23 protein-coding genes and 1 tRNA gene are annotated in these 23,450 nt (G+C 65.5%); 11 read left to right on the forward strand and 13 right to left on the reverse strand.

Translation table 11 applies throughout. The features are described 5' to 3' along the window. Window positions 1-76: 76 nt before the first annotated feature. Window positions 77-760, reverse strand: a complete 684-nt coding sequence (locus E3O25_RS15340; protein WP_134361575.1) for a hypothetical protein — start codon at window positions 758-760, stop codon at window positions 77-79. 294 nt (window positions 761-1,054) lie between these two features. Next, the gene (aceB, locus tag E3O25_RS15345) at window positions 1,055-2,728 is read right to left on the reverse strand and encodes a malate synthase A (RefSeq protein WP_092106313.1); all 1,674 of its coding nucleotides are present in this window, start codon (window positions 2,726-2,728) and stop codon (window positions 1,055-1,057) included. 265 nt (window positions 2,729-2,993) lie between these two features. Here aceB and E3O25_RS15350 point away from each other — a divergent pair, with 265 nt between their 5' ends. The 3 genes from E3O25_RS15350 (at window position 2,994) to E3O25_RS15360 (ending at window position 7,192) form a co-directional block, all read left to right on the forward strand. Then, a complete protein-coding gene (locus E3O25_RS15350) occupies window positions 2,994-4,475 on the forward strand; it encodes a helix-turn-helix transcriptional regulator (RefSeq protein ID WP_092106315.1) in 1,482 nt (493 codons plus the stop codon). 287 nt (window positions 4,476-4,762) lie between these two features. Next, complete coding sequence (locus tag E3O25_RS15355) at window positions 4,763-5,647, forward strand: ATP-binding cassette domain-containing protein (RefSeq protein WP_166806038.1); 885 nt, start codon at window positions 4,763-4,765, stop codon at window positions 5,645-5,647. Between the two features lie 180 nt (window positions 5,648-5,827). Further along, window positions 5,828-7,192, forward strand: coding sequence for an NAD-dependent succinate-semialdehyde dehydrogenase (locus E3O25_RS15360; protein WP_134361576.1), 1,365 nt, complete (start codon window positions 5,828-5,830; stop codon window positions 7,190-7,192). 249 nt (window positions 7,193-7,441) lie between these two features. Here E3O25_RS15360 and rplA read toward each other — a convergent pair whose 3' ends face one another. The 5 genes from rplA to E3O25_RS15385 all read right to left on the reverse strand — a co-directional run bounded on the left by rplA (window position 7,442) and on the right by E3O25_RS15385 (window position 10,308). After that, window positions 7,442-8,131, reverse strand: coding sequence for a 50S ribosomal protein L1 (rplA, locus tag E3O25_RS15365; RefSeq protein ID WP_092106323.1), 690 nt, complete (start codon window positions 8,129-8,131; stop codon window positions 7,442-7,444). Between the two features lie 139 nt (window positions 8,132-8,270). Next, the gene (gene rplK, locus E3O25_RS15370; protein ID WP_092106326.1) at window positions 8,271-8,702 is read right to left on the reverse strand and encodes a 50S ribosomal protein L11; all 432 of its coding nucleotides are present in this window, start codon (window positions 8,700-8,702) and stop codon (window positions 8,271-8,273) included. A 132-nt stretch (window positions 8,703-8,834) separates the two neighbouring features. After that, a complete protein-coding gene (gene nusG, locus E3O25_RS15375) occupies window positions 8,835-9,806 on the reverse strand; it encodes a transcription termination/antitermination protein NusG (RefSeq protein ID WP_092106329.1) in 972 nt (323 codons plus the stop codon). A 116-nt stretch (window positions 9,807-9,922) separates the two neighbouring features. Continuing rightward, complete coding sequence (gene secE / locus E3O25_RS15380) at window positions 9,923-10,195, reverse strand: preprotein translocase subunit SecE (RefSeq protein WP_092106331.1); 273 nt, start codon at window positions 10,193-10,195, stop codon at window positions 9,923-9,925. A gap of 40 nt (window positions 10,196-10,235) precedes the next feature. After that, window positions 10,236-10,308 (reverse strand) — tRNA-Trp (locus tag E3O25_RS15385). Between the two features lie 278 nt (window positions 10,309-10,586). Here E3O25_RS15385 and E3O25_RS15390 point away from each other — a divergent pair. From E3O25_RS15390 to E3O25_RS15410, 5 genes are all read left to right on the forward strand, one after another. Then, window positions 10,587-11,789, forward strand: a complete 1,203-nt coding sequence (locus E3O25_RS15390; protein ID WP_134361577.1) for a pyridoxal phosphate-dependent aminotransferase — start codon at window positions 10,587-10,589, stop codon at window positions 11,787-11,789. Between the two features lie 116 nt (window positions 11,790-11,905). After that, window positions 11,906-12,835 carry an ABC transporter ATP-binding protein gene (locus E3O25_RS15395; RefSeq protein WP_092106335.1) on the forward strand — a complete coding sequence of 310 codons (930 nt, stop codon included), beginning with the start codon at window positions 11,906-11,908 and terminating at the stop codon, window positions 12,833-12,835. Next, a complete protein-coding gene (locus tag E3O25_RS15400; protein ID WP_092106337.1) occupies window positions 12,832-13,686 on the forward strand; it encodes an ABC transporter permease in 855 nt (284 codons plus the stop codon). The genes E3O25_RS15395 and E3O25_RS15400 overlap by 4 nt, the downstream gene beginning before the upstream one ends. A gap of 34 nt (window positions 13,687-13,720) precedes the next feature. Next, the gene (locus E3O25_RS15405; RefSeq protein WP_134361578.1) at window positions 13,721-14,926 is read left to right on the forward strand and encodes a sensor histidine kinase; all 1,206 of its coding nucleotides are present in this window, start codon (window positions 13,721-13,723) and stop codon (window positions 14,924-14,926) included. Next, a complete protein-coding gene (locus E3O25_RS15410) occupies window positions 14,923-15,543 on the forward strand; it encodes a response regulator transcription factor (RefSeq protein WP_134361579.1) in 621 nt (206 codons plus the stop codon). The genes E3O25_RS15405 and E3O25_RS15410 overlap by 4 nt, the downstream gene beginning before the upstream one ends. A 5-nt stretch (window positions 15,544-15,548) precedes the next feature. Here E3O25_RS15410 and E3O25_RS15415 read toward each other — a convergent pair whose 3' ends face one another. Both E3O25_RS15415 and E3O25_RS15420 read right to left on the reverse strand, forming a co-directional pair. Continuing rightward, window positions 15,549-16,280: a response regulator transcription factor gene (locus tag E3O25_RS15415; RefSeq protein ID WP_092106343.1), complete on the reverse strand. Its 732-nt coding sequence runs from the start codon at window positions 16,278-16,280 to the stop codon at window positions 15,549-15,551. Further along, complete coding sequence (locus E3O25_RS15420; protein ID WP_134361580.1) at window positions 16,277-17,707, reverse strand: ATP-binding protein; 1,431 nt, start codon at window positions 17,705-17,707, stop codon at window positions 16,277-16,279. The genes E3O25_RS15415 and E3O25_RS15420 overlap by 4 nt, the downstream gene beginning before the upstream one ends. Before the next feature lie 113 nt (window positions 17,708-17,820). Here E3O25_RS15420 and E3O25_RS15425 point away from each other — a divergent pair, with 113 nt between their 5' ends. Then, the gene (locus tag E3O25_RS15425; protein ID WP_166806039.1) at window positions 17,821-19,455 is read left to right on the forward strand and encodes a PspC domain-containing protein; all 1,635 of its coding nucleotides are present in this window, start codon (window positions 17,821-17,823) and stop codon (window positions 19,453-19,455) included. A gap of 8 nt (window positions 19,456-19,463) precedes the next feature. Next, window positions 19,464-19,889 carry a hypothetical protein gene (locus E3O25_RS15430; protein WP_092106349.1) on the forward strand — a complete coding sequence of 142 codons (426 nt, stop codon included), beginning with the start codon at window positions 19,464-19,466 and terminating at the stop codon, window positions 19,887-19,889. Between the two features lie 92 nt (window positions 19,890-19,981). Here E3O25_RS15430 and E3O25_RS15435 read toward each other — a convergent pair whose 3' ends face one another. From E3O25_RS15435 to E3O25_RS15445, 3 genes are read right to left on the reverse strand one after another with little or no spacing between them, the layout of a single operon-like run. Next, window positions 19,982-21,166 carry a UDP-N-acetylmuramate dehydrogenase gene (locus E3O25_RS15435; RefSeq protein ID WP_134361582.1) on the reverse strand — a complete coding sequence of 395 codons (1,185 nt, stop codon included), beginning with the start codon at window positions 21,164-21,166 and terminating at the stop codon, window positions 19,982-19,984. 3 nt (window positions 21,167-21,169) lie between these two features. Continuing rightward, entirely contained in the window at window positions 21,170-21,607 is a 438-nt protein-coding gene (locus E3O25_RS15440) for a MaoC family dehydratase (protein ID WP_092106353.1), read from the reverse strand. After that, window positions 21,604-22,050: a MaoC family dehydratase N-terminal domain-containing protein gene (locus tag E3O25_RS15445; protein WP_092106356.1), complete on the reverse strand. Its 447-nt coding sequence runs from the start codon at window positions 22,048-22,050 to the stop codon at window positions 21,604-21,606. Before E3O25_RS15445 ends, E3O25_RS15440 begins: the two co-directional genes overlap by 4 nt. 71 nt (window positions 22,051-22,121) lie before the next feature. Here E3O25_RS15445 and E3O25_RS15450 point away from each other — a divergent pair, with 71 nt between their 5' ends. Beyond that, the gene (locus E3O25_RS15450) at window positions 22,122-22,571 is read left to right on the forward strand and encodes a GNAT family N-acetyltransferase (RefSeq protein WP_166787762.1); all 450 of its coding nucleotides are present in this window, start codon (window positions 22,122-22,124) and stop codon (window positions 22,569-22,571) included. A 48-nt stretch (window positions 22,572-22,619) separates the two neighbouring features. Here the strand turns inward: E3O25_RS15450 and E3O25_RS15455 are convergent, their stop codons facing one another. Continuing rightward, window positions 22,620-23,450 carry a MetQ/NlpA family ABC transporter substrate-binding protein gene (locus tag E3O25_RS15455; RefSeq protein ID WP_134361583.1) on the reverse strand — a complete coding sequence of 277 codons (831 nt, stop codon included), beginning with the start codon at window positions 23,448-23,450 and terminating at the stop codon, window positions 22,620-22,622.

The following is a 23,450-nucleotide window of genomic DNA, read 5'->3' on the forward strand; positions in this document are numbered from 1 at the left end:
GGAGATTCTCCCGATCCAGAGGGGATTGGCCTGGACGTCGCTCCCGCCAGCGACGCCCAAGCCGATTCATCGGTCCCTACAAGCCGGGCTTCTGCCCGACCTGGGTTGCGACGATCTGGTACGGAAGACCGTTCATGGTCGGCGCAGCAACCGGGTAGCTGTTCCACGCCCCGCCACCTTTAACATTCGAGGCATTGTCCAGCGACTTACTGACCCCGTTGCGTTCGAATTCGGGGTAGGCAAAGCCGAAACTTATGTGGCCATCAGGGCCACTCCAAGTATTTGGTGCCACGTTCGAGGCGACCTGCACCATCTTCGGCAGCGGGTGACAAAGGATTCCACCATCGTCGACACCGGGTGCAGCCAAAGTGCCGCATTTGGACAGAGGAGCTTTACCGTCCGCAAGATTAGTCGAATTGAATACCGTCGTGTCGTTCGCTGTCACGTTGAACGCGCCAAAGTTTCCAAGATCATTCAACGCATGCAGCGCGTCTGCATCATTAAAGACAACCCAGACGTCCTGATTGCTGCGTCCTGTGTTCTCATAACCCACGGTCTGGGTCTGGAGCGCCTCACCGGGCAACAGGTTCGAGAACTTGAGGTTGAGGCCCTCACTGCCCGATCCTCCTGAGCCCGAAATCTTGATCGACCCAAGGGATCCCGTAATTTCACCCTGCGCGGTGTCGCTGAAGTACGCACCGGTCGGCCCGAGTGCAGCGAGCGCCATGGTCAACGCCACGGCCACGCCACCGGCGCCCACGATAGCTTTCTTGCGGTTTAACATAAGTTTCACGTCAGTCTCATCTCAAATTGTCGATTCCGAATTGAGATAGTGAATTTCATTCACTATCTATATTCAAAACCATAGAGATGAAGCAAGCTCATGTATGCCCCCCATTGGGTAGCGACCGCCCCCAATTGGGGGGATGGAACGAATCGTCGCTTGGGAACGAAAAAACGGGCAAACAGCTGTCTGCACCCCTGTGATGATGCCGGGGTGAGACAGCCATTTGCCCGCTTTCGCGAAACCGCAGTCTTACCTGCGAAGAACTATTTAGAAGAAACGAGCATACGCTCCGACCGTGAGAAACGTCGGGAACTCAGGCTCGAGAGCGGAGGTGCGCAACACGGTGAGGGCGTCGTCGAAACGGTCGGTGGGCGTGCGCTCAAGGCCATCCACGATATCGTCGAGCACTTCTTCGACCCAGTCGGAGTCGATCCGGCGGCCCTCGGCGGTGACCGAGTTCTCGTGGATCCACTGCCACAGCTGCGAGCGGGAGATCTCCGCGGTCGCAGCGTCTTCCATCAGGTTGTCGATGGCCGCTGCGCCAACGCCGCGCAGCCAGGACTCGATGTACCGCAGCGAGATGAGCACGTTGCCGCGCACACCGGCCTCGGTGATCTGACCGCCGACCGAAGCCACGTCGAGCAGCTCGGCGGCTGTCACGGTGACCTCGGGGCGCAGGCGCTCGAGCTGGTTCGGCCGGTCGCCGAGCACCTGGTCGAACTCGGCCTGCGCGGTCGGGATCAGGTCGGGGTGCGCCACCCAGGAACCGTCGAAGCCATCGCTGGCTTCACGCTTCTTGTCGGCGGCAACCTGGGCGAGCGCCTGCTCGGTGACCGCCGGGTCGCGGCGGTTCGGGATGAAGGCGCTCATGCCGCCGATGGCGAAGGCGCCGCGACGGTGGCAGGTGGAGACGAGCAGCTCGGTATAGGCCCGCATGAACGGCACCGTCATGGTGATCTGCTTGCGGTCAGGGAAGACGAAACGGCTGCCGCGGGCACGGAACGTCTTGATGATGCTGAAGATGTAGTCCCAGCGTCCGGCGTTCAGGCCAGCGCAGTGGTCGCGCAGTTCGTAGAGAATTTCTTCCATCTCGAAGCCGGCCTGGATCGTCTCGATCAGCACGGTGGCGCGCACCGTGCCGTACTCGATGCCCAAACGCTCTTCGGCAAAGGTGAAGATGTCGTTCCAGAGGCGTGCTTCCTTGTGGCTCTCCAGCTTGGCCAGGTAGAAGTACGGGCCGGTACCGTTCTCGATGAGCTTCTTGGCGTTGTGGAAGAAGTACAGGCCGAAGTCGATCAGGCTGCCGGAGGACTTCATGCGGCGGTTGGCGCGGTCGATGAACGTGATGTGCTTTTCAACGAGGTGCCAGCCGCGAGGACGCATCACGATGGTCGGCGTCGACTCGTTCGTGATTTCGTACTTCTTGCCCTCGGGGCTCGTGAAGCTGAGCTGGCCGCGCACCTGGTCGAACAGGGTCAGCTGGCCCTCGATGACATTGGTCCAGGTCGGGCTCGTGGCGTCTTCCTGGTCGGCGAGCCACACCTTGGCGCTCGAGTTCAGCGCGTTGATGGCCATCTTGCGGTCGGTTGGGCCGGTGATCTCGACACGGCGATCTTCCAGGCCGGGTCCGGCTCCTGCAACTCTCCAGGTGGGATCGAGACGGATGCTCTCGGTTTCGCTCAGAAACTTGGGGTCGCGACCGTTTGCGGCGTCCACTCGCGTCTGCAGGCGGGCAGCGAGCAGGTCGTGACGGGTGCCGGCGAAACGTTCGTGCAGTTCGGCGAGGAATTCGAGGGCGTCAGGGGTGAGGATCTCGTCGTACCGGTCGCCCAGCGGGCCGGTGACCTCGAGGTGCGGGCGAATGGTGGCGAAGCTGCCGGTGTTCGTCTTCACGGTTTCGGAGTTGACCGCCTGATCGAGGGTCGGGTTCGGGGTGTTCATGGTCTGGCTCCTTGCGAAAGTAGGTGATACCGACAGGGGGCGAGCCGCAACTGCGCGGTTCGCCCGATCTCAGGCGGAGGGGGATGTGCTGTTCTGCTTCGGTCGAATCGACGAACGCGAGGGTAGTGCGGTCGTGATCCAAAAGTCGGTGCTTGCCTGTGCTTCTACTCTGCCCCGTCCGCACCGCACGAAACCACCATTCGTCAACAGAAGAAATCATGTTCTTCTGATTGTGGAAACTTTTCAATTGTGTGACACTGAGCCTATGGTCCCCGCCGAAGCCCTCTCCGCACTGTCGTCCCTCAGCATCGATGAACCCGAGCTCGACGCCCTCACCCTGGGCCGTCGCATCCGGGAACTGCGCACGAGCCGGCGCATGACGCTCGATGCCCTCGCCGCCGCGATCGACCGCGCGCCCTCGCAGGTATCGATGATGGAAAACGGCAAACGCGAACCCCGCCTCTCGATGCTGCGCACGATCGCCCTGGCCCTTGGCACCACCGTCGAGGAGCTCATGCGAACGGATGCCCCCTCCGAGCGCGCCGCCCTGGAAATCTCGGTTGAGCGGGCCCAACGCGGTCCGGTATTCCAAGCGCTCGGACTCCCCCGCATTCGGGTGAGCAAGGGGCAGAGCGACGAAACCCTGCAGACCATCCTGAGCTTGCACAACGAAATCGACCGTCTCAACCGGGAACGCGCCGCGACACCGGAAGAGGCACGTCGGGCCAACTCGGCCCTGCGCCAGATCATGCGCCAGCAAGACAACTATTTTCCCGAGCTGGAGGCGCAGGCCCTCGAGCTGCTCACCGCGGTCGGGCATTCCGGCGGTCCGGTGTCCCAGCAGCTTGTCGCCGACATGGCCACCCACCTGGGCTTTTCGTTGCACTACGTCAACGACCTGCCACACTCCACCCGGTCGGTCACCGACAAACTCAACGGACGCATCTACCTGCCGACCGAGCGTTCCGCATCGCGGGACTCACGCTCGCCGATCGTACAAGCCTTCGCGAGCCACCTTTGCGCCCACGAAGAGCCGAAAAATTACGCTGAATTTCTGCGCCAGCGGGTCGAGACCAACTACCTCACCGCGGCGATCCTCGTTCCGGAACAAGACGCGGTGCGCATGCTGACCGAGGCCAAAACCCTGCGGCGCATCTCGATGGAAGACCTGCGGGATGCCTTCGCGGTTTCATATGAGACGGCCGCGCACCGGTTCACCAACCTCGCCACGGCCCGGCTGGACATTCCGGTGCACTTCATGAAGGTGCACGAATCCGGCACGATCATCAAGGCCTATGAGAACGACAACGTGCGTTTTCCCAGCGACGCTCTCGGCGCTGTCGAGGGAACCACGGTCTGCCGCAGCTGGACGGCCCGCACCGTGTTCGACGTCGAAGACCGTTTCAGCGCCTGGTATCAGTACACGGACATGCCGTCCGGAAGCTTCTGGTGCACGTCCCGCATCGAGAAAGCCAAGGAAGGCGAGTACTCCGTGAGCGTGGGCGTACCGTTCGCGCACGTGAAGTGGTTCAGAGGCCGGGAGACCCAGAACCGTGCCGTGTCGCTGTGCCCCGATGAGTCCTGCTGCCGCCGCGCGCCCGACAACCTCGCCGGCCGCTGGGCCGGGCAGTCCTGGCCGGCCGCGCGCACCCCGACGAGCCTGCTCGCCGCGCTGCCCACCGGCACCTTTCCAGGAGTCGACCAGACCGAGGTGTACGAATTCCTCGAAGCCCACTCGCCGCACTGACAGCGCGGGCTGCCGGGTCCGCGGGACGGATGCGCGCGCACTCGCTCAAAAAAAAACAAACCGGTACGTTGTCGGCAATACTTTCGGTAGCATTGATATGACGTGACAATGCTCGAAACCGGGACATTCTTGCGTACCACGCACCAGAGATTGTCGGTCGGGCTTATCCATGCATCGCCGGTCGTCTCGACCTACTGAAATGCGAGCCGACCATGTGTGACGCTCGCGGTATGTTCCGGTGCCTCTGTCGCGTCGTGCGCGCCGGCATCCCCTCACTGGCACAATCCATGATCGATCCGCAGGAGCGGATTACATCTGCAACGCCGGCCGAAACGACAGCGCCCATGCCGTCGAACTGGTTTCGCTCGGCGACGCTGCTCGATGTACGGGGTCTCCAGGTTGGGGTAACGGCTCACGCGAACGCACCCCGGGTCGTCAACGGCATCTCGCTCTCCATCACCTGCGGTGAGGTAGTCGGGCTGGTCGGTGACGACTTCTCCGGGGCTCTCGAGGTCGCCCAGTGCATCGCCGGCGTGTTGCCGACACCGGCCACCATCCGCTCAGGGTCGATCCTGTTCAACGGTGCCGAGCTGGTCGGGCTACCCGCACGATCCCGGCACCCGCTGCACGGCCCGAAAATCGCTTACCTGTCGCGCGATCCGCTCGCCGGCCTGGACCCGGCGGCGACCGTCGGAAGCCATCTGGCGGCACCGCTGCGTGCGACGCTCGGCCTGTCGAAACCGGCCGCCTACGAACGCTCCATTGAGCTGCTGCACCAGGCCGGCGTCGAACGTCCCGAGCACGCGTTCACCGCGTTTCCGCACGAGGTATCGGCGACGATGGCGCTGCGCGTGCAGATTGCCGGTGCCCTCGCCGGCAATCCGAATCTTGTTGTGGCCGACGACCCGTCGGACACCCTCACCGCATCGGACAGCTCCGAGATTCTTGAGCTGCTGGGCCAGTTGCAGCGCGACCGCACGCTGACCATGATCATCGTGACCCGCTCGGTGCGAGTGGCCGCGCGCACCTGCCACCGCGTTGCCGTGGTGCGCACCGGTGGGATCGTGGAATACGCCTCCGTCGCCGACTTATTCGACTCCCCGAAGCATCCGTACACCCGCGAGTTGCTGTACGCGGCCGCGAACGAGTGGCCGGGCAGCCCCGCCGCGTAGATTCGGTCCGTGGAGGCCATGCTGACCACGCTTTCCGGCCTGCCCCGGTCTGCTGTTACGCGTTCTGCTGAGCCGGGACCGGCGGCCTCGTCTTTAATCATTCGTTGCTATATCTTTGACAAACCAGAGTTTGCATCGGTGCCGATTTCTTGGGTGCCCGACCAGTGAAGGATCAAGCCTATGACCAGCTACGCCGTCATCAACCCGGCCACCGGGGAGACTGTAAAGACCTACGACACCATCTCGGATGCCGAGCTCACCGCCGCGCTCACCGCCGCAGACGACGCACACACCTGGTCGCGCTCCATCAGCGTCGAAGACCGTGCAGCGCTCGTGCGCCGCGTGGCCGAACTGCACCTCGAGCGCCGCCAGGAGCTTGCCGATATCATCGTGCGCGAAATGGGCAAGCCCATGGAACAGGCCCTCGGCGAGGTTGACTTCAGCGCCGACATCTACGCTTATTACGCCGACAACGCGACGGACCTACTGAGGGACGAAGCTATCAACCTGCTCGCCGGCGAGGGTTCGGCGCTCATCCGGCGCAGCTCGCTCGGCGTGCTACTGGGCATCATGCCGTGGAACTTCCCGTACTATCAAGTTGCCCGTTTCGCCGGACCGAACCTGATCATCGGCAACACCATCCTGCTCAAGCACGCCGAGCAGTGCCCCGAATCGGCCGCCGCGATCGCGCAGATCATGCTCGACGCCGGTTTCCCCGCCGGGGCGTACACCAACCTCTACGCTTCCCATGACCAGATCGCCACGGTCATCGCCGACAAGCGCGTGCAGGGTGTCTCGCTCACCGGTTCGGAACGCGCCGGAGCGGCGATTGCTGAGATCGCCGGGCGCAACTTGAAGAAGGTCGTGCTCGAGCTCGGCGGCTCAGACCCGTTCATCCTCCTGTCCACCGATGACCTGGATGAGACCGTCGGCGCCGCCGTGGCCGCGCGGATCGACAATAACGGGCAGGCCTGCAACGCTGCCAAGCGTTTCATCGTCATCGAGGAGCTGTACCAGCCTTTCCTTGACAAGTTCACCGCGGCAATCACCGCCGTCGAGCTGGGCGACCCGACCAAGGACGGTACCGGGCTCGGGCCGCTTTCCTCGGCAAAGGCCACCGAAACGCTCACCGAGCAGGTTTCGCGCGCTGTGGCTCAGGGCGCCACCCTCGTCACGGGCGGAACCTCTGAGGGCAACTACTTCACCGCAACCGTGCTCACCGGTGTGGCGCCGGGCTCCGATGCCTTCCACGAAGAATTCTTCGGTCCGGTCGCACAGATCTTCAGCGTCCCCGACGAGGCCGCCGCAGTCGCATTGGCCAACAACACCCCGTTCGGCCTGGGCTCCTACGTCTTCACCACCGATCCCGAGCAGGCACTGCGCGTTGCCGACGGCATCGAGGCCGGCATGGTCTTCATCAATTTGGTCGGTGCCGACGGTGCCGAGCTGCCCTTCGGTGGCGTCAAGAGGTCCGGCTCGGGGCGTGAGCTTGGTCGTTTCGGCGCCGACGAATTCGTCAACAAGAAGATGATCCGCATCGGCTAATTCAGCCGCTGCTATAGCCTGACAGCGGATGAGCGCGCCCGATATGGGTGCGCGCAACGCTCGTTACCGTAGCGCGCACCCATATCGGGCGCGCTCGTGCCGAACTGAAACACGCGGTGGCGGCGGGATCCGCCGAACACCAACCGGACAGACCAACCCGGCCACGGCCATCCGCTAAACAACAAGCAGGGCCCGTCCAAAGACGGGCCCTGCTTTTCTGCTCTAGCGGATGCCTAGATGCTGCGAACCTTAGATGCTGTTGACGTCGAGCTGGATGCCAGGACCGAAGGTTGTCGAGACGACACCCTTCGTGATGTAACGGCCCTTGGACGAGCTCGGCTTGAGGCGGTTGATCTCCTCGAGCGCTGCCGAGATGTTCTCGTTCAGCTGGTCGGCGGAGAAGGACGCCTTGCCAACGACGAAGTGCACGTTGGAGTGCTTGTCAACGCGGAATTCGATCTTTCCGCCCTTGATGTCGGACACGGCCTTGGCGACGTCGGGCGTCACGGTTCCGGTCTTCGGGTTCGGCATGAGGCCACGCGGGCCGAGCACCTTTCCGAGACGACCGACCTTACCCATGAGCTCGGGGGTCGAGACGGCGGAGTCGAACGAGGTGTAGCCAGCGGCTACCTTCTCGATGAGCTCATCGCCACCGACCTCGTCGGCGCCGGCTGCGATAGCAGCTTCAGCGGCGGGGCCGGTTGCGAAGACGATGACCCGGGCGGTGCGGCCGGTGCCGTGCGGGAGGATGACGGTTCCACGAACCATCTGGTCGGCCTTGCGGGGGTCGACTCCGAGGCGGAGGGCGACCTCAACCGTGGAGTTGAACTTCGCGGAGCCGGTCTCCTTGGCGAGGGCGACGGCCTCGGCCGGGGTGAAGACGTTGTCTTCGCCGATCTTGGCGGCGGAGGCGCGGTACGCCTTTGACTTGGTTGCCATGTTGAATCTCCTGTATGTACTTCAGAGTGTGGTGCGAGCCTGGCAGGCTCTTCCACTAATTGCTAAGGGTGCTTCCGGCGCCCGTGGCGCCGATGCGGGGGTGTGCTCGCGCAGTTTATTGTTCGCGCAGTTGTTGGTGCTAGGCGCTGACCGTGATGCCCATGGAGCGGGCGGTTCCGGCGATGATCTTCGCGGCGGCGTCGATATCGTTGGCGTTGAGGTCAACCATCTTCGCTTCGGCAATTTCGCGTACCTGGGCCTGGGTGAGGTTGGCAACCTTGACGGTGTGCGGGGTTCCGCTGCCCTTGGCGACTCCGGCGGCCTTCTTGATGAGCTCCGCTGCGGGCGGGGTCTTCAGGATGAAGGTGAACGAACGGTCGTCGTAGACGGTGATCTCAACGGGGATGACGTTGCCACGCTGGGCTTCGGTCGCTGCGTTGTAGGCCTTGCAGAATTCCATGATGTTGACGCCGTGCTGGCCCAGTGCCGGCCCGATGGGCGGTGCGGGGTTGGCTGCGCCGGCCTTGATCTGAAGTTTGATCAGACCTGTAACCTTCTTCTTCGGTGCCATGATGTTGTCCTTCGTATTGATGTGCGAGCAGCCCGGGGGCCGCTCTCCCGGCGGCCCGGATGGGCCCCGGTGGTCTGGGGAACCAGCGTGGATGACCCGTAGTCGGGCATCCGCTGATGAAAGCCGTGCTGGTTAGAGCTTGGTGACCTGGTCGAAGCTGAGCTCGACCGGAGTCTCGCGCTCGAACAGGGAGACGAGCACGATGAGCTTGCCGCTCTCCGGCTTGATCTCGCTGATCGAACCGGGCAGGCCCGCGAACGAACCTTCCTTGATCGTGATGGTCTCGCCGATTTCGTAGTCGACCTCGGCAGCGATGACGCGCTGCGCCGACTTTCCGGGGGCGCCGCCGGGCTTGGTCGGGGCTTCGACGATCTCGACGAGTCCCTTGAGCATGCCGAAGGCTTCTTCGAAGCGCAGCGGAGTGGGGTTGTGGGCGTTGCCGACGAAGCCGGTCACGCCGGGAGTGTGGCGAACAACCGACCAGCTGTCTTCGTCAAGGTCCATGCGCACGAGCACGTAGCCGGGGATGCGCACGCGGGTGACCATCTTGCGCTGGCCATTCTTGATCTCCACGACGTCTTCCATGGGCACTTCGCACTGGTAGATGAAGTCTTCCATCGCCATGGACTGCTTGCGGTTCTCAATGTTCGACTTCACGCGACGCTCGAAACCGGCGTAGGAGTGAATGACGTACCACTTGCCCGGCAGAAAGCGCAGTTCCTTACGGAACGCTTCGTAGGGGTCGATCTCTTCGTCGGCCGGGTCGACGTTCGCTTCAGCGTTGGTCTCGGTGTTGACGAGCTCGTCTTCGTCTTCGACGGCTTCGACGGATGCGTCAGCCTCTTCGGCCGAATCGATGTCGAGGGCGTCGTCGACGATGGCGTCAGCTTCGGGATCGGAGGACTCGGCGAGAGCATCGAGCGCGGCGTCGAGATTGACCTCGATGTCGTCGTCGTCGTCGATGACGTGGAGCGCCACCTGCTCGGCGGCCTCTACAGAGTCTTCGTCGGCGGCAAGGCTGTTGCCTTCCTGCGCCTCGTCTTCCTCGGAGGACTGCTCGGCGGCAGTGGCCCAGTCGACATCGTCGTGCTTCGTCTCAGTCACTAAAATCTCAATCCCTTATTTTTCTACCTGTGCAAGTTGTCTGGGCACGTTCTGTGCCGGATAGTGCGCGTGCCGGTGGTGCGGGCGTTCCGCCAAGCGGATGCCGGTGGTGCCCTCTAGCCCGGCGTTCCGAACACATAGAGAACGGCGAGGCCGAAGACCCAGTCGAACGCCGATACGATGCCCATCATGATGATCACGAACACGAGCACGACGCCGGTGTAACTCAGCAGCTCCTTGCGAGTCGGTGTGACGACCTTGCGCAGTTCCGCGAAAACCTGCTTGATGAACAGGTTCAACCGAGCGAAAGGACCGCGATTGGATTCGCGGGCAATTCGTGCGTTCGCGACGACTTCCTCACTAGGTTCGTCGACAACTTTTCGGGCCACCTGTTACACCTCTCATGGTCGGCAGACATCTACCGATGTGCAGGGCGGACAGGACTCGAACCTGCAACCTGCGGTTTTGGAGACCGCTGCTCTACCAATTGAGCCACCACCCTATGGAAGCAAACCCGCCACGCCGATCAGACTCTCGTCCCAGTGGAAACACTGGGAAAAAGGCGCAGAAAAGCATGGCAGAATTCAACTACCGTCAACTAGTCTAGGTCACGGACCGGCCACTGTAAAGCTGAGACGATCTGGCCCGGCGAGCGGGCCAGTGCCTCACTAGTCAGCTTGGCACAAGATCGCGGTCACCCTGGCACCGGATGCTGTCTCAGCGATCCGTCTGCCGCTCGCCTCCTAGCCCGCGCGCGGGTCGGGTAGCTAAGCTCAACCTGTGGCTCACGAACTCAAGCGAATTTCAACTCGGATCGGCTCAATTGCTGAGTCGGCGACCCTCAAGGTTGACGGCAAGGCCAAGGCGCTGCAGGCCGCCGGGCGGCCGGTGATCAGCTTCGCGGCGGGGGAACCCGATTTTCAGACGCCCGAACACATCGTGGAGGCGGCGTTGGCCGCGGTGCGCGACCCCAAAAACTACCGCTACACCCCCGCGGCCGGTCTTCCAGAGCTGCGCGAGGCCATCGTCGCCAAGACGCTGCGTGACAGCGGGCTTGCGGTGTCGCCAAGCCAGGTCGTGGTCACCAACGGTGGCAAGCAGGCCGTCTACCAGGCCTTCGCGACCCTGCTCGATCCCGGCGACGAGGTCATCGTGCCGACCCCGTACTGGACCACCTACCCCGAGGCCATCCGCCTCGCCGGCGGCGTGCAGGTGGATGTCTTCGCCGGCAGCGACCAGGGCTATCTCGTCTCTGTCGAGCAGCTCGAAGCCGCACGCACACCCCGCAGCAAGGTTCTGCTGTTCGTCTCACCGTCCAACCCCACCGGCGCCGTCTACTCGCCCGAGCAGACGCGGGCCATCGGCCAGTGGGCCGAAGACAACGGGTTGTGGGTTATCTCGGACGAGATCTACCAGAACCTGACCTACGACGGCGTCAAGGCGGTCTCGATCGTCGAAGCCGTGCCCGCGCTGGCCGACCGCACCATCCTGGTCAACGGCGTGGCCAAAACCTATGCCATGACCGGCTGGCGCCTCGGCTGGATGGTCGGTCCCGCCGACGCCATCAAGGCGGCAGCTAACCTGCAGTCGCACCTCTCCTCGAACGTGTCGAACATCTCGCAGCGCGCCGGAATCGCCGCGCTGAACGGCCCGCAGGATGCCGCCGAGGCCATGCGGGTGGCCTTCGACCGCCGACGCAAGCTCATCGTCGCCGAGCTGAACAAGATCCCCGGCGTCGTGACCCCCACCCCGCAGGGAGCCTTCTACGTGTACCCCGACGTGACCGGCCTGCTCGGTCGTTCCTGGGGCGGAGTCACCCCGACGACCTCGCTCGAACTGGCGGACTTCATCCTCGATCGGGCTGAAGTCGCCGCCGTGCCCGGCGAGGCCTTCGGTCCGAGCGGGTTCCTGCGCCTCTCGTATGCCCTCGGCGATGACGCCCTGCTCGAGGGAGTGCAGCGCCTCCAGCGCCTGTTCACCTAGCCGCCGCTGTCGGCTACGCACGGGTCGACGCGGGTGCCGACATCCGTCGATCGGTGGATGGGGATATAGGTCTAATGGCGCTGGTGCAGCCACCAGGACGGTGGGACTCTGGTTCTATGACATCTACTCCCCCGGCCGTGCAGGTGCGCGATCTGCAGAAATCGTACGGCAGCGTCGAGGCGGTGCGCGGCGTGAGTTTCTCCATTGCCGCCGGCGAGACCTTTGCCCTGCTTGGCCCGAACGGCGCGGGCAAGAGCACGACCATCGAGATTCTCGAGGGGTACCGCGACCGTACCGGCGGGGAGGTGAGCGTGCTCGGCGTGGATCCACACCACGGTGACCTCGCGTGGAAGGCCCGCCTCGGCATAGTGCTGCAGACCAGCGGTGAGAGCGGCAACATCACGGTGACCGAGCAGCTGCGCCATTTCGCCGGGTTCTATCCCAACCCCCGCGACGTCGACGAGGTTATCGACGCAGCCGGCCTGCGCGACAAGGCCAAATCGCGCATCAGCAAGCTCTCCGGCGGGCAGCGTCGACGAGTGGATGTCGCGCTCGGCATCATCGGACGCCCCGAATTGTTGTTTCTGGACGAACCGACAACCGGGTTCGACCCCGAGGCCCGGCATCAGTTCTGGGATCTCATCCGCTCTCTCAAGAAGGAAGGCACGACCATTCTGCTGACCACGCATTACCTCGACGAGGCCGCCCACCTCGGCGACCGGGCCGGCATCATCGCCGGGGGGCGGCTCATCGACATTGGCTCGATCGACGAAATCGGTGGAGCGGATGCCCGCGTACCGCTGGTGCGCTGGCGTGACGGCAACGGATTGGTGCGGGAAGAACGCACGAGCCACCCCGCGCGGATCGTCGCAGACCTCACCCGGAGCCTGAACGGTGCCGAACCGGAGGAACTCGAGGTGATCCGGCCAAGCCTTGAAGACGTCTACCTAGCGCTCGTGCGCGGCAATCAAGCTGAGGCTGTACGGAACGAAGGGGCGACATCCGCGGCAACAAACGTACTCACCGGCACGGACGTGCGAGCATGAGTTCCACGATTTCGGGCACTCGCCCCCGGAGGAAGGCCCCGAGTACGCTCGTTCTTGGCCTATCGCGCATCGGCTACGAAACCAGGCTGTACTTTCGCTCGCCCGACACGCTGTTCTTCACGTTCTTCTTTCCGTTCATCATGCTCGGCATCTTCACCGCCGCGTTCAGCGCCTCGGGCAATATCGGCGGTGGCGCCGACGGCACCGGTGGAGTCAGCGTGGGCGCGTACTATCTGCCGGGAATGCTGGCCGCTGGCATGTTGCTCTCCGGCGTGCAAAACCTTGCCGTGGACATCGCCGGAGAAAAGAGCGACGGCACCCTCAAACGTCTCGGCGGTACCCCGCTGTCACCGCTGAGCTATTTTCTCGGCAAAATCGGGCAGGTGTTCGTCACCGCGATTCTGCAAGCCAGCCTGCTGTTGCTCGTGGCGCGGTTCGTGCTCGACATTTCGCTTCCGACCGAGCCCGAGAAATGGGCTACGTTCGCGTGGGTGTTCGTGTTCGGTGTGATCACGAGTGCGTTCCTCGGTATCGCGCTCGCATCCGTGCCGCGGTCGGGCAAGAGTGCCACAGCCGTTGTCATTCCGGTGGTGCTCGTGCTGCAGTTCATCTCGGGGGTCTACCTGCAATTCACGGCGCTGCCCGAATGGATGCAGAACCTGGCCGGCGTCTTTCCGCTCAAGTGGATGGCGCAGGGCATGCGTTCGGTCTTTCTGCCCGATAGCTTCGCGGTCGCCGAACAGACCGGATCGTGGGACCTGGTGTGGGTAGCCGGCGCCCTCGGCGCCTGGCTCGTGGTCGGCCTCGTACTCAGCCGGGTGACTTTTCGCTGGATTCGCCGCGACGCGTGAGCTCCTGCACTGGCTCCGATGAGATGCTAGAACCATGACGAGTGTGCGGTGGTGGGACGTGGCCTTCGGCGGATCCCTTGCCGTGATGGCAGCCGTCGCCGCCCTCTATCCCTCCGACGGGAGTCTGGGCGGAGCGTTGGTCACCCTCGCCGCGCTCGGCCTGGCCTATCTCGGGTTCGGGCGTCGGGGTATCCGTCTGGCTGGTGAGGTGATGCCGAAGATGTCGGCCTCGGGTCTGGCTTTTCTGGCTACGGTGGTCCTCGGGTGTGGCGTCGGTGCTGCTTTCACTCCGAACCTCGCGACGCTTCAAGCCATCGGGTTTCCCGTGATCTGGGTTCTGGTCGGCTCCTACGCGGGCGCCGTCGGGATGAGCGCAGCCCTCGCCGTGTCGGTCGGTCTAGGCCTGACGTTCAGCCTCGGAGGAACACCGGCGGCAGCGGTCGAGGCGATCGCGATCGAGGCGATTTCGCTTATCTTCGCTGTCGCTCTCGGCACCTGGATGACGCGCATCGTCGCCGCCGGTGAACGACACCGCCGTCTGCTCGATGAGCTCACCCGTACGCAGGACGAGCTCGCCGCACTTCACCGCGCGGCGGGGAGTTCGGCCGAGCGGGAACGACTGGCCCGGGAGATCCATGACACCATCGCCCAGACGCTGACCGGGCTGGTCATGCTTGCTCAGCGCGCCCGCGGTGAGCTCACGGCCGAACCAGTCCATGTGCCGGCCGCGCTGACGAGTATCGACCTGATCGAGACCAACGCCCGCGAGGCGCTCACCGAAACTCGAGCCCTGGTGGCTGCCCTGTCCCCCGTGCGCAAACCCGGAATGGGCCTGGTCGGCACGATTCTGCGACTGGCCGATCGCTTCACGAAGGAGACTGGCATCCAGACGGATGCCACGGTGCAGGTCGGCAGCCTGGGCCGCGAGGTGGAAGTGGTACTGCTGCGGTGTGTGCAGGAGGGGCTCGCGAACGTGCGGCAGCATTCGGGGGCGGGAGCGGCATCCGTTCTGATCGAACAGATCGGGCTGAAAGTGGAACTCACCGTCAGCGACGACGGGCGCGGCCTCGGAGCGCCGCGCGTCGATCCCAACACCGGTTTCGGTCTGGCCGGGATGCGTGACCGGGTGCTGCTCGTGCACGGTGACGTGCAGCTGGGCGCCCGTTCGGCCGGCGGAACAGTGCTGCGGGTGACGGTTCCGGTGCCCAGCGCAAACGCACTCACAACCGTGAACGCATGATACGGGTGCTGGTCGCCGACGACCATCCCATCGTGCGCGGCGGCATTGTGAGCCTGCTGGCCCAAGCCGACGATATCTCGATTGTCGGTGAGGCCGCGAACGGCGCGGAAGCGGTGCGCCTGGCGCGGGAGTTGCAACCTGACCTGGTGCTCATGGATCTGCGCATGCCCGTGCTCGACGGCGCAGCGGCGACCGCGCAGATCGTCGCCGCCGGGGCCGGTATTCAGGTATTGATCCTAACGACGTATGAAAGCGATGACCAGATTCTTGGCGCCATCGAAGCCGGAGCAAGCGGTTATCTGCTCAAGGCCGCGCCGCAGGAAGAGATTCTCGCGGGCGTGCGTGCGGTCGCGTGCGGCCAGACGGTGCTCGCGCCGTCGATCGCGGCAACTCTCGTGCAGCGGGTTCGCGGTCAAATCGTGCCGCCGAGGCTGTCTCCTCGCGAACTCGACGTGCTGCGACTCGTCAGCGCGGGGAAGAGCAACCCCGAGATCGGGCAGGCACTGTTCATCGGTGAAGCGACCGTGAAAACCCACCTGCTGCACGTGTTCGCGAAACTCGCGGTGAGAGACCGAACCCGGGCGGTCACCCTGGCCATGGAACTCGGCCTTCTGTAGACCGGCTAGAGCAGCTTGCGCTCGAGCGCCCAGGCGGTCAGTTCGTGCCGCGAAGACAGCTGCAGCTTGCGCAGCACGGCCGACACGTGGGTTTCGACGGTCTTGGCCGCGATGAACAGGGTGCTCGCGACCTCCTTGTAGCTGTAGCCGCGAGCGATGAGGCGCATCACCTCGGTTTCGCGGGCGGAGAGCCGGTCGAGTTCCTCGGTCGTCTCGGCGGTTTCGCCGGCGACGGCGCCGAAGGCGTCGAGCACGAACCCCGCCAGACGCGGTGAGAACACGGCGTCGCCGTCGGCTACCCGGCGGGCGGCCTCTGACACCTCGGCGCCGGAAGAGCTCTTGGTGATATAGCCGCGGGCGCCGGCCCGAATGACGCTCACCACGTCGTCGGCGGCGTCGGAGACACTGAGCGCCAGGAACAAGGTGTGCGGAGCACGCGACGCTGCCTCACGAATGACCTCCGCGCCGCCCCCGCCCCGCCCTCCGGGCAGGTGCACGTCGAGCAGCACGACGCGCGGCTGCAGGTCGATTACCGAAAGGATGGCGGCGTCGACCGTGGCAGCCTCACCGAGCACGGTGAGATCGGCGTCGAGTTCAGCGCGCAGCCCGGAGCGAAAGATGGAGTGATCGTCGACGATCAGCACACGCAGGCCAGCGGATGCCGCGGACGGCACGGCGGCAGGCACCGCGGCGGCACGGGTACTGTCGCCCCGGCCGCCCGGTTCGGGGATGGTCATCGCATGCTCGTTTCGGTGTGCTGCGCAATGGTCGCTGCGCGGGTCGTGGGTACCGGGGCTGCGGGGGGCGCTGCAGGACCCAGATCGACGTTTGCTGCGGCTGGGAGGGTCAGCAGAATTTCGGTGCCGGCCCCGCCCGGACCGGGTCGAACGTAGGCCGAACCGCCGGCCCGGTGCATGCGCCCGAGGATGGACTCGCGCACGCCGAGGCGGTCTGCGGGAATCTGGTCGAGCCGAAAGCCCGGGCCTCGATCGGTCACGCTCAGTTCAATGCCGCGGGCGCCGGTTTCGAGGTAGACCGAGACCGCACCGCCGGCATGCCGTGCGGCGTTGAGCATGGCCTCGCGGGCGGCAGCGACGAGCGATTCTGGGGCATCCGCTTTGCCCGGGGTCGAGTCCGGGCTGGCCGTCGAGCCCACGCCAACACCCGCGCCGACCGTGACGACCTCGAAGTGCACCGCAAAGTCTTCTTCGATCTCACCGGCGATGCGGCGCAGCGCGGCGGCCAGGTCGGTGGCCGGTTCGGTGCTGCCGCCCCGGGTTCCGGTGAACAGCCATTCGCGCAGCTCGCGCTCCTGAGCACGAGCGAGCCGGGCGGCCTCGCTGTGCGGCCCGGCCTTCTGCTGGATGAGCGCGAGGGTCTGCAGCACCGAATCGTGCAGGTGCGCGGCGATGTCGGCCCGTTCGGCCTCCCGGGCGCGGGCTGCCCGTTCGTCGGCGAGGTCGCTCCACAGCCGCAGCAGCCACGGCGCGGTCACCACGGCGACACCGAGCAGAACGGATGCCGCCGCCAGAATGACCGTCCACGCGTTCGGGCTGGTGCCGGTCACGAAAAACAGCAGAATGCCGATGGCCACCAGCACGAGCGCGCCCAGGATTCGAACGAGCAACGCCGAGGATTGCTGCGCCGCACCGCTGCGAATATCGGCGAACTGGCGCCAGGCGAGCGCGGTTCCGGCCAGCACGACAATGGCGGGCACTACAACGGCGAGCGGAATATCGGCACCGAGGCGGCTCGCCACGAGGGCGCCACCGGCCGCCAGCAGGGCGAGCCCGAGCAAAATCTCGGTGACGGGCGCAGCTCGCGCCGAGTCGGCATCCGCTCGGAGCGACGGTGCTGCAGGCTGGCCGATCAGGTCGGGATCGGCCGACCGGGCAGCGGGCGCGAGGGGCGCTTGGGAGGGGCCGGCGAACGATTCCTTCGACCGGCCCAGGCTCGACTTGGGCAGCGGGTCGCTCGTTGCCCCGCCCGACGGAATCGTCACCCACAGCCAGGCATACAGCAGCGCGCCGAAGCCGCCGCAGAAGCTCAACAGCACGGTGACCAGGCGCACCGTGGGCAGCGAGACACCGGTGTGCTCGGCGAACCCAGCACACACCCCGCCGACGAGGCGAAGCCGGGGCCGGGTCATCCGTGCTGTTCTCACGAGTTCATCCAAGCACGCCCAGCCTGCAGCCGAGGTGTCCCCGGTCATCAATCAGGGTTCAATCAGGGTCATCCCCCATGGCAGCGCTCTCAACGCGCTGCCAGACTCTGATCATGACCGACACACCGAGGGCTCAAGCACCTCATCAACCGCCGCGACCAGACCAAATCGCGCGCTTCTTCGACTGGATCCGCGGCAGCGGCGTGAACCGTGACGGCGACCGCTGGATCGCCGGCGTCTGCGGCGGCATCGCAGCCCGCACCGGGCTCGACCCGCTCATCGTGCGCGGCATCGTCGTCGTGATCGCCATCCTCGGCGGTCCCGTCGTCTTCGCGTACGCCGTGGGCTGGGCGCTCCTGCCGCGCGGCGGCGGCCGCATCTACGCCGAAGAGGCCATTCGCGGTCGCTTCGAGCCAGCCATGATCGCGATCGGCGCGCTTCTCCTGTTCACCGTCGTGCCGATGTTCCGTGGACTCTGGTGGAACGGCCCGACCGGGTTCTGGGCCCTCCCCGACTGGCTCTCCACCATGCTTTCGGTCGGTTGGGGCCTGGCTTTGGCGGCCGGCAGCGTCTGGCTGGTCGTCTATTTGGTGCGCCGCGCGAAGAAACCTCGCTCGGCACCCGGTGCTGGCGCCGGAGCAGGCGCAAGCGGAGGATTCGGCCCCTTCGCTCCCCCGGTCGGCCCGTTCGGTCCCGGCAGTGTCTACGACCCGCGACCATTTGCCGGCCCCCCGCAGACGGATGCCCCCACCACGCCACTCGAGACCTCCGCGTCGAGCGCCCCACCGGCCGACTCAGCAGAAGACCCAGCAGTCGACCCAGCGACGACGACCGGAAGCACCACCGGAAGCAGCACCGACAGTACGAGCGAGACCGCCCCAACCCTGGCGTTCGCCGCCGCTCGTACGACCACGACCACCCCACAGACCGCCACTCAGGCCACCCCCCAGGCCGACCCCACAACCTATCCGCCCACCAACCCCTACGCGGCGTACGCGCAGAACTCGGCCAGGGACATCCGCTCTGAGCAGAACAGGGCCTGGCAGGAACAGAACCGGGCCCGCCAGGCAGCCCACCGTGCCCGGATTCGGGCTCGCCGCCCCGGGGCCGGCTTCAGCGCGATCGTGCTCGGCCTGGCCCTGGCCACCGGCGCCGTGGCAGCCGGAGTGAATTCGAACGGCGTCTGGTCGCAGGATGCCATCATTCTCGGTGTAGCGTTCGCCCTCGGAGTGCTCGCACTCGGCATCGTCGTCGCCGGTATTCGCGGACGCACCGACGGCGCCATGGGCGGCTTCGCCTTTCTGGCCGCGGCCACTCTCGTCGTGCTCGGTGTGTTCCCCCAAGGCACGCAATTCTCGGTTGTCGGCAATACCGTCTGGTCACCGAGCGCGAATTCGGCCGCGGCTGACCCTGCCTCCAGCTACGCCATGATCGTGGGGAATACAACTCTCGACCTGAGCGATTTCGACAACCCCGGGCTGAACGAAGACCGCGTCATCGACGTTTGGCTCCTCGTCGGCGCCACCGACATCCAGCTGCCGGCCAATGCTCCGGTACGCGTCGAATCGCGCGCGCTGGTCGGCGGTGTCGAGTACTCGGGACGCGCTGTGGCGGCCGAAAACGGCGAGCAGACCGGCGTGTTCTCTTTCGACCAGCGCGCCTTCAACGCGAACAGCCGCAGCGACGGTCCGCTCGTGCGCATCTGGACCCTCACCGGCGTCGTTACGCTCGATTCCTCCAACAACTAGGACCCCTCATGACCACACCACAGAACACCACCGGCTCCGACGCCCCCACCGAGGACTTCTCCGCGAGCCGCCGGGGCAGCGACGCAACTCCCACGAAGAATGTGTCGGCGCCCGCATCGGCGAATCCGACCCTGCCGTATCCGGAATCGGCTTTTCTGGCCGAAGAGCACGACGTCACGAAGAACTTCTTCGCCCCGAACACCGACAAGCCGACCACCGCCGAAATCACTGCCGCCGCCCCACCGCGGCTGCGCCCCCGCTTCGGCACGATTCTCTGGGGGATCCTGTTGCTCGCCTTCGCCACCTACATGGTGGTGTTCACCCTGCTGCCGGTACCACCGGATCCCACGCTCTGGCTGCTCGGTGGGGTGATCGCGGTCGGGCTCGGGCTTGTCGTGGCCGGCATTGCTGCCGCAGCCCGACGCGCCGACTGAAGCGCCTCCACGGTGCCGAGGTGTGAACGAAAGCGCCATTTTCGCGAGAAATGGGCTCAAACTCACACCTCGGCGGCACCGGCACTCGTGGGCTAGAGCGTCAGCCCCACCAGCACGGGCTCCGGCTGCAGGTTCACCCCGAACTCGGCCTGCACCCGGCCGAGCACGTACCGCGCCAGCTCGGCCACCTCGGCCGCGGTCGCCCCGCCCCTGTTGGTCAGGGCGAGGGTGTGCTTGCTCGACACGGCCGCCCTCGACCCGGGCAGCCGAAATCCGCGACGGACCCCGGCCTGCTCGATCAGCCACGCCGCGCTGAGCTTGACCAGGCGCACCGGCTCCTCACCGGGAACGGGCCCGACCCCCATATATTCCTCCAGGGGAATCACCCGGTCAGCCGGCTCGTTCTCAAGCGGCCAGCGCGGGGCGTCCGCTGGCAGCGAGCGAGCAAAGGTCTCGGTGACGATCGGGTTGGTGAAGAACGAACCGGCGCTGAACGTGTCGGGATCGTTCGGGTCGAGCACCATCCCCTTGCCGGCCCGCAGGCCGAGCACGGTCGCGCGCACGACCGGCAGCGGCACGCGGTCGCCGAGCTGCACGCCGAGCGCACCGGCGAGCTGGGCGTACTTGAGCGGCTGGCCAAGGGGGCTCCCCAAGACGGATGCCTCCGCCGCGGTGTCATGCAGCTCCAGTTCGATGGCGAGCACGACCCCGCGCAGGCCCTGCTTGAGCGCCGAAGTGCGGTAGCCGAGGTCGAGGTCGGCGCGTTCAAGCCGTTCCACTTCGCCGCTCTCGTAGGAGAGAAAATCGACCGCGACGAGACTGTCGGAGAGTTCCTGGCCGTAGGCACCGATGTTCTGCACCGGCGCCGCGCCGCACGATCCCGGAATACCCGACAGCGCTTCGATGCCGGCCCAGCCGTGATCGACGGTGTACGCGACGAGTTCGTCCCACGGTTCGCCGGCCTGCACGCGCAGGCGAACCCGGGCTCCCGGTTCAATGCCGGCGGTGGGGGCGGCATCCGCTTCGCTGCCGGTGTCGCGGCCGACAGTGAGCACCTCGAGACCCCGGGTCACCACCTGAATGACGATGCCGTCGAAACCCTCGTCGGCGACGACGGTGTTGGAGCCGCCGCCCAGCAGCAACCAGTTCTCTTCCAGGCCCCAGACCACGAGAGTCTCGTTGATGAGGTCCTGTTCGGTGACCGGCGCTACCCGGGCGGCGGGCGGCCCGCCGACGCGAAAGGTGGTGAGGGTGCTGAGATCAACCGGTTCGATCATGGGTCAGGCCAGGTTGACGCGCGCCTGCGCCTTGCCGAGAACGGTAGCGCCGTTGAACATGACCGTCAGGTCGATGCGAGCTATGCCAGCTTCCAGGTCGAGTGCGCCCACCTTGGCGACCACAGACACCGTGGCGCCATCCGCGGCATCGACGAAGACGGGGCGGGTGAAACGCACCTGGTAGTCGACCACCCGCGCCGGGTCGCCGGCCCAGTCAACGACGGGCTGCACGGCCAGGCCCATGGTGAGCATGCCGTGGGCGAGCACACCCGGCAGTCCCACCGACTGAGCGACATCGTCGCGGTAGTGAATGGGGTTGAAATCACCGGATGCCCCGGCGTAGCGCACGAGGGAATCGCGGGTCAGGGAGAAACTCGCCTCGGCGACAACGCTGCCCACCGTGAGCTCGGTCACTGATCTGATGGGTGAGGCGGGGGTCATTCGTCTCCCCTGACGACGAGGGTGGAGATGGCGGTCACGACGTGGGCGCCGGCGGCGTCGACGATCGTGGACTCCGCGGTCACCATCGCGTGGCCACCGAGGGTCTTGATACTCGTCACCGCGAGCGTCGCGGTGAGTACGTCGCCGGCCACGATGGGGCGGGAGTAGCTGAAGCGCTGGTCGCCGTGCACGACGCGGGTGAAGTCGATGCCGGCGCCCGGTTCGGCGAGCAGCTGGGCCAGCGTAGCCTCCTGCACGACCACGGCGAAGGTGGGCGGGGCGACGACGTCGTTGTGGCCGGCTGCGCGGGCCGCTTCGGGATCGTGGTTGATCGGGTTGGTCGCGAACACGGCGCGGGAGAATTCGCGCACCTTTTCACGGCCGACAAGATACGGTGCGACCGGCGGAAAGACCCGCCCCTGCAACTCTGGGTTCACTGACACCCGTCGAGTCTACTAAGAGTGGTTCCCGACACTGTCAGGAACAGACCGCGACAGGGCGCACACTGGTAACCGTGAAATGTGTATCCGTGCGCCTCGGTGACCCCGAGGTCGCCCCTCTTCTGCTCGACCTGCACCACGAATACGAGACCCGCTACGGCGATGGCGATTCCGTGCACGACGTTGACGGTGCCGAGTTCGATCCACCATTCGGCGGCTTTCTCGTACTCGTCGACGGCGACACGACGGTCGCCGGCGGCGGCCTGCACCAATTCAGTGCCACGACCGCCGAGGTCAAACGCATGTGGACCAACCCGGATTACCGCCGCCAGGGCCACGCGAAAACAATTCTGCGCGAACTCGAGCACCTCGCCCGCAGCCTCGGCTACGAGCGGTTGCGCCTGGAAACCGGCTACGCCCAGCCCGAAGCACTCGCCCTGTATCGCAGTCTCGGCTTCACCGAGATCGGCAACTACGGCATCTACGAGCACGCCTCCGGCTTTGAGCTGGACCTCACGCGTTAACCAGCGGACGCCCGCCCACTGCCGTGGCGAGCATCCGCTTGAACAGTGTTACGCGGTCGGGATGACCAGTCCGCCCCAGGTGTCGGTCATGTACTGTTGGGTTTCGGCCGAGAGCAGCAGTTCGAGCAGCTTGACCACGCGAGGGTCGTTCTGAAGCTCCGGCGTCGTGGCGAGCACGTTCGAGTAGGGGCTGTCGGTGCCTTCGATCAGGATCGCGTCGTCGGCACTCAATCCGGCTGGCAGCGCGAAGGAGATCGTGACGAAGGCGGCGTCGACATCGGCGACGGCCTGCGGCAGGGTGGCATTCTCGATCTCAACGAACTCGAAGTCGCGCGGGTTGGCGGTCACGTCGGCGAGCGTGGTCGGCGAATCGGCCACCTCGATGAGCCCTTCGGCGGCGAGCTTCTCGAGAGCGCGTCCTTCGTTCGACGGGTCGTTCGGGATCGCGATGCGAGCGCCGTCTTCGAGGTCGTCGACGCTGGTCACCGTGTCGCTGTAGAACGCGGCGCTCGGCAGGTAGATCGCGCCGAGGCTGACCAGGTCGCCGCCGGTGGAGCTGTTGAAGGTGTCGAGGAACGTGGCGTGCTGAAACAGGTTCGCATCGATCGAACCGTCGGTGAGGGCCACGTTCGGCGTGGTGTAGTCGGTGAAGTCCTTGTAGACGATCTCGAGACCGGCGTCGGCGGCAAGGTTGTCTTGCACGAACTTGATGATGTCCCCGGCCGGCGTCGCGAGCGCACCGACGTTGATCGTGCCGAGGGTCGCGGCGTCGCCCTCGGTGGCGGTGGGCTCGGCGGCGGCGCAGGCCGACAGGGTCAGCAGCGCGGATGCGGCGAGGTAGACGCCGGCGAGGCGGCCGGCACGGGTGGTGAGCTTCAA

The organism is Cryobacterium sp. TMT1-3 (assembly GCF_004402315.1).
GTDB classification, from domain to species: Bacteria; Actinomycetota; Actinomycetes; order Actinomycetales; family Microbacteriaceae; genus Cryobacterium; species Cryobacterium luteum.

Excerpts from the sequence above, each read along its gene's own strand:
- aceB (WP_092106313.1), bottom strand. The coding sequence starts at position 2,728 with ATGAACACCCCGAACCCGACCCTCGATCAGGCGGTCAACTCCGAAACC.
- E3O25_RS15350 (WP_092106315.1), top strand. The coding sequence starts at position 2,994 with ATGGTCCCCGCCGAAGCCCTCTCCGCACTGTCGTCCCTCAGCATCGAT.
- E3O25_RS15355 (WP_166806038.1), top strand. The coding sequence starts at position 4,763 with ATGATCGATCCGCAGGAGCGGATTACATCTGCAACGCCGGCCGAAACG.
- E3O25_RS15360 (WP_134361576.1), top strand. The coding sequence starts at position 5,828 with ATGACCAGCTACGCCGTCATCAACCCGGCCACCGGGGAGACTGTAAAG.
- rplA (WP_092106323.1), bottom strand. The coding sequence starts at position 8,131 with ATGGCAACCAAGTCAAAGGCGTACCGCGCCTCCGCCGCCAAGATCGGC.
- rplK (WP_092106326.1), bottom strand. The coding sequence starts at position 8,702 with ATGGCACCGAAGAAGAAGGTTACAGGTCTGATCAAACTTCAGATCAAG.
- E3O25_RS15395 (WP_092106335.1), top strand. The coding sequence starts at position 11,906 with ATGACATCTACTCCCCCGGCCGTGCAGGTGCGCGATCTGCAGAAATCG.
- E3O25_RS15400 (WP_092106337.1), top strand. The coding sequence starts at position 12,832 with ATGAGTTCCACGATTTCGGGCACTCGCCCCCGGAGGAAGGCCCCGAGT.
- E3O25_RS15405 (WP_134361578.1), top strand. The coding sequence starts at position 13,721 with ATGACGAGTGTGCGGTGGTGGGACGTGGCCTTCGGCGGATCCCTTGCC.
- E3O25_RS15410 (WP_134361579.1), top strand. The coding sequence starts at position 14,923 with ATGATACGGGTGCTGGTCGCCGACGACCATCCCATCGTGCGCGGCGGC.
- E3O25_RS15415 (WP_092106343.1), bottom strand. The coding sequence starts at position 16,280 with ATGACCATCCCCGAACCGGGCGGCCGGGGCGACAGTACCCGTGCCGCC.
- E3O25_RS15425 (WP_166806039.1), top strand. The coding sequence starts at position 17,821 with ATGACCGACACACCGAGGGCTCAAGCACCTCATCAACCGCCGCGACCA.
- E3O25_RS15430 (WP_092106349.1), top strand. The coding sequence starts at position 19,464 with ATGACCACACCACAGAACACCACCGGCTCCGACGCCCCCACCGAGGAC.
- E3O25_RS15435 (WP_134361582.1), bottom strand. The coding sequence starts at position 21,166 with ATGATCGAACCGGTTGATCTCAGCACCCTCACCACCTTTCGCGTCGGC.
- E3O25_RS15440 (WP_092106353.1), bottom strand. The coding sequence starts at position 21,607 with ATGACCCCCGCCTCACCCATCAGATCAGTGACCGAGCTCACGGTGGGC.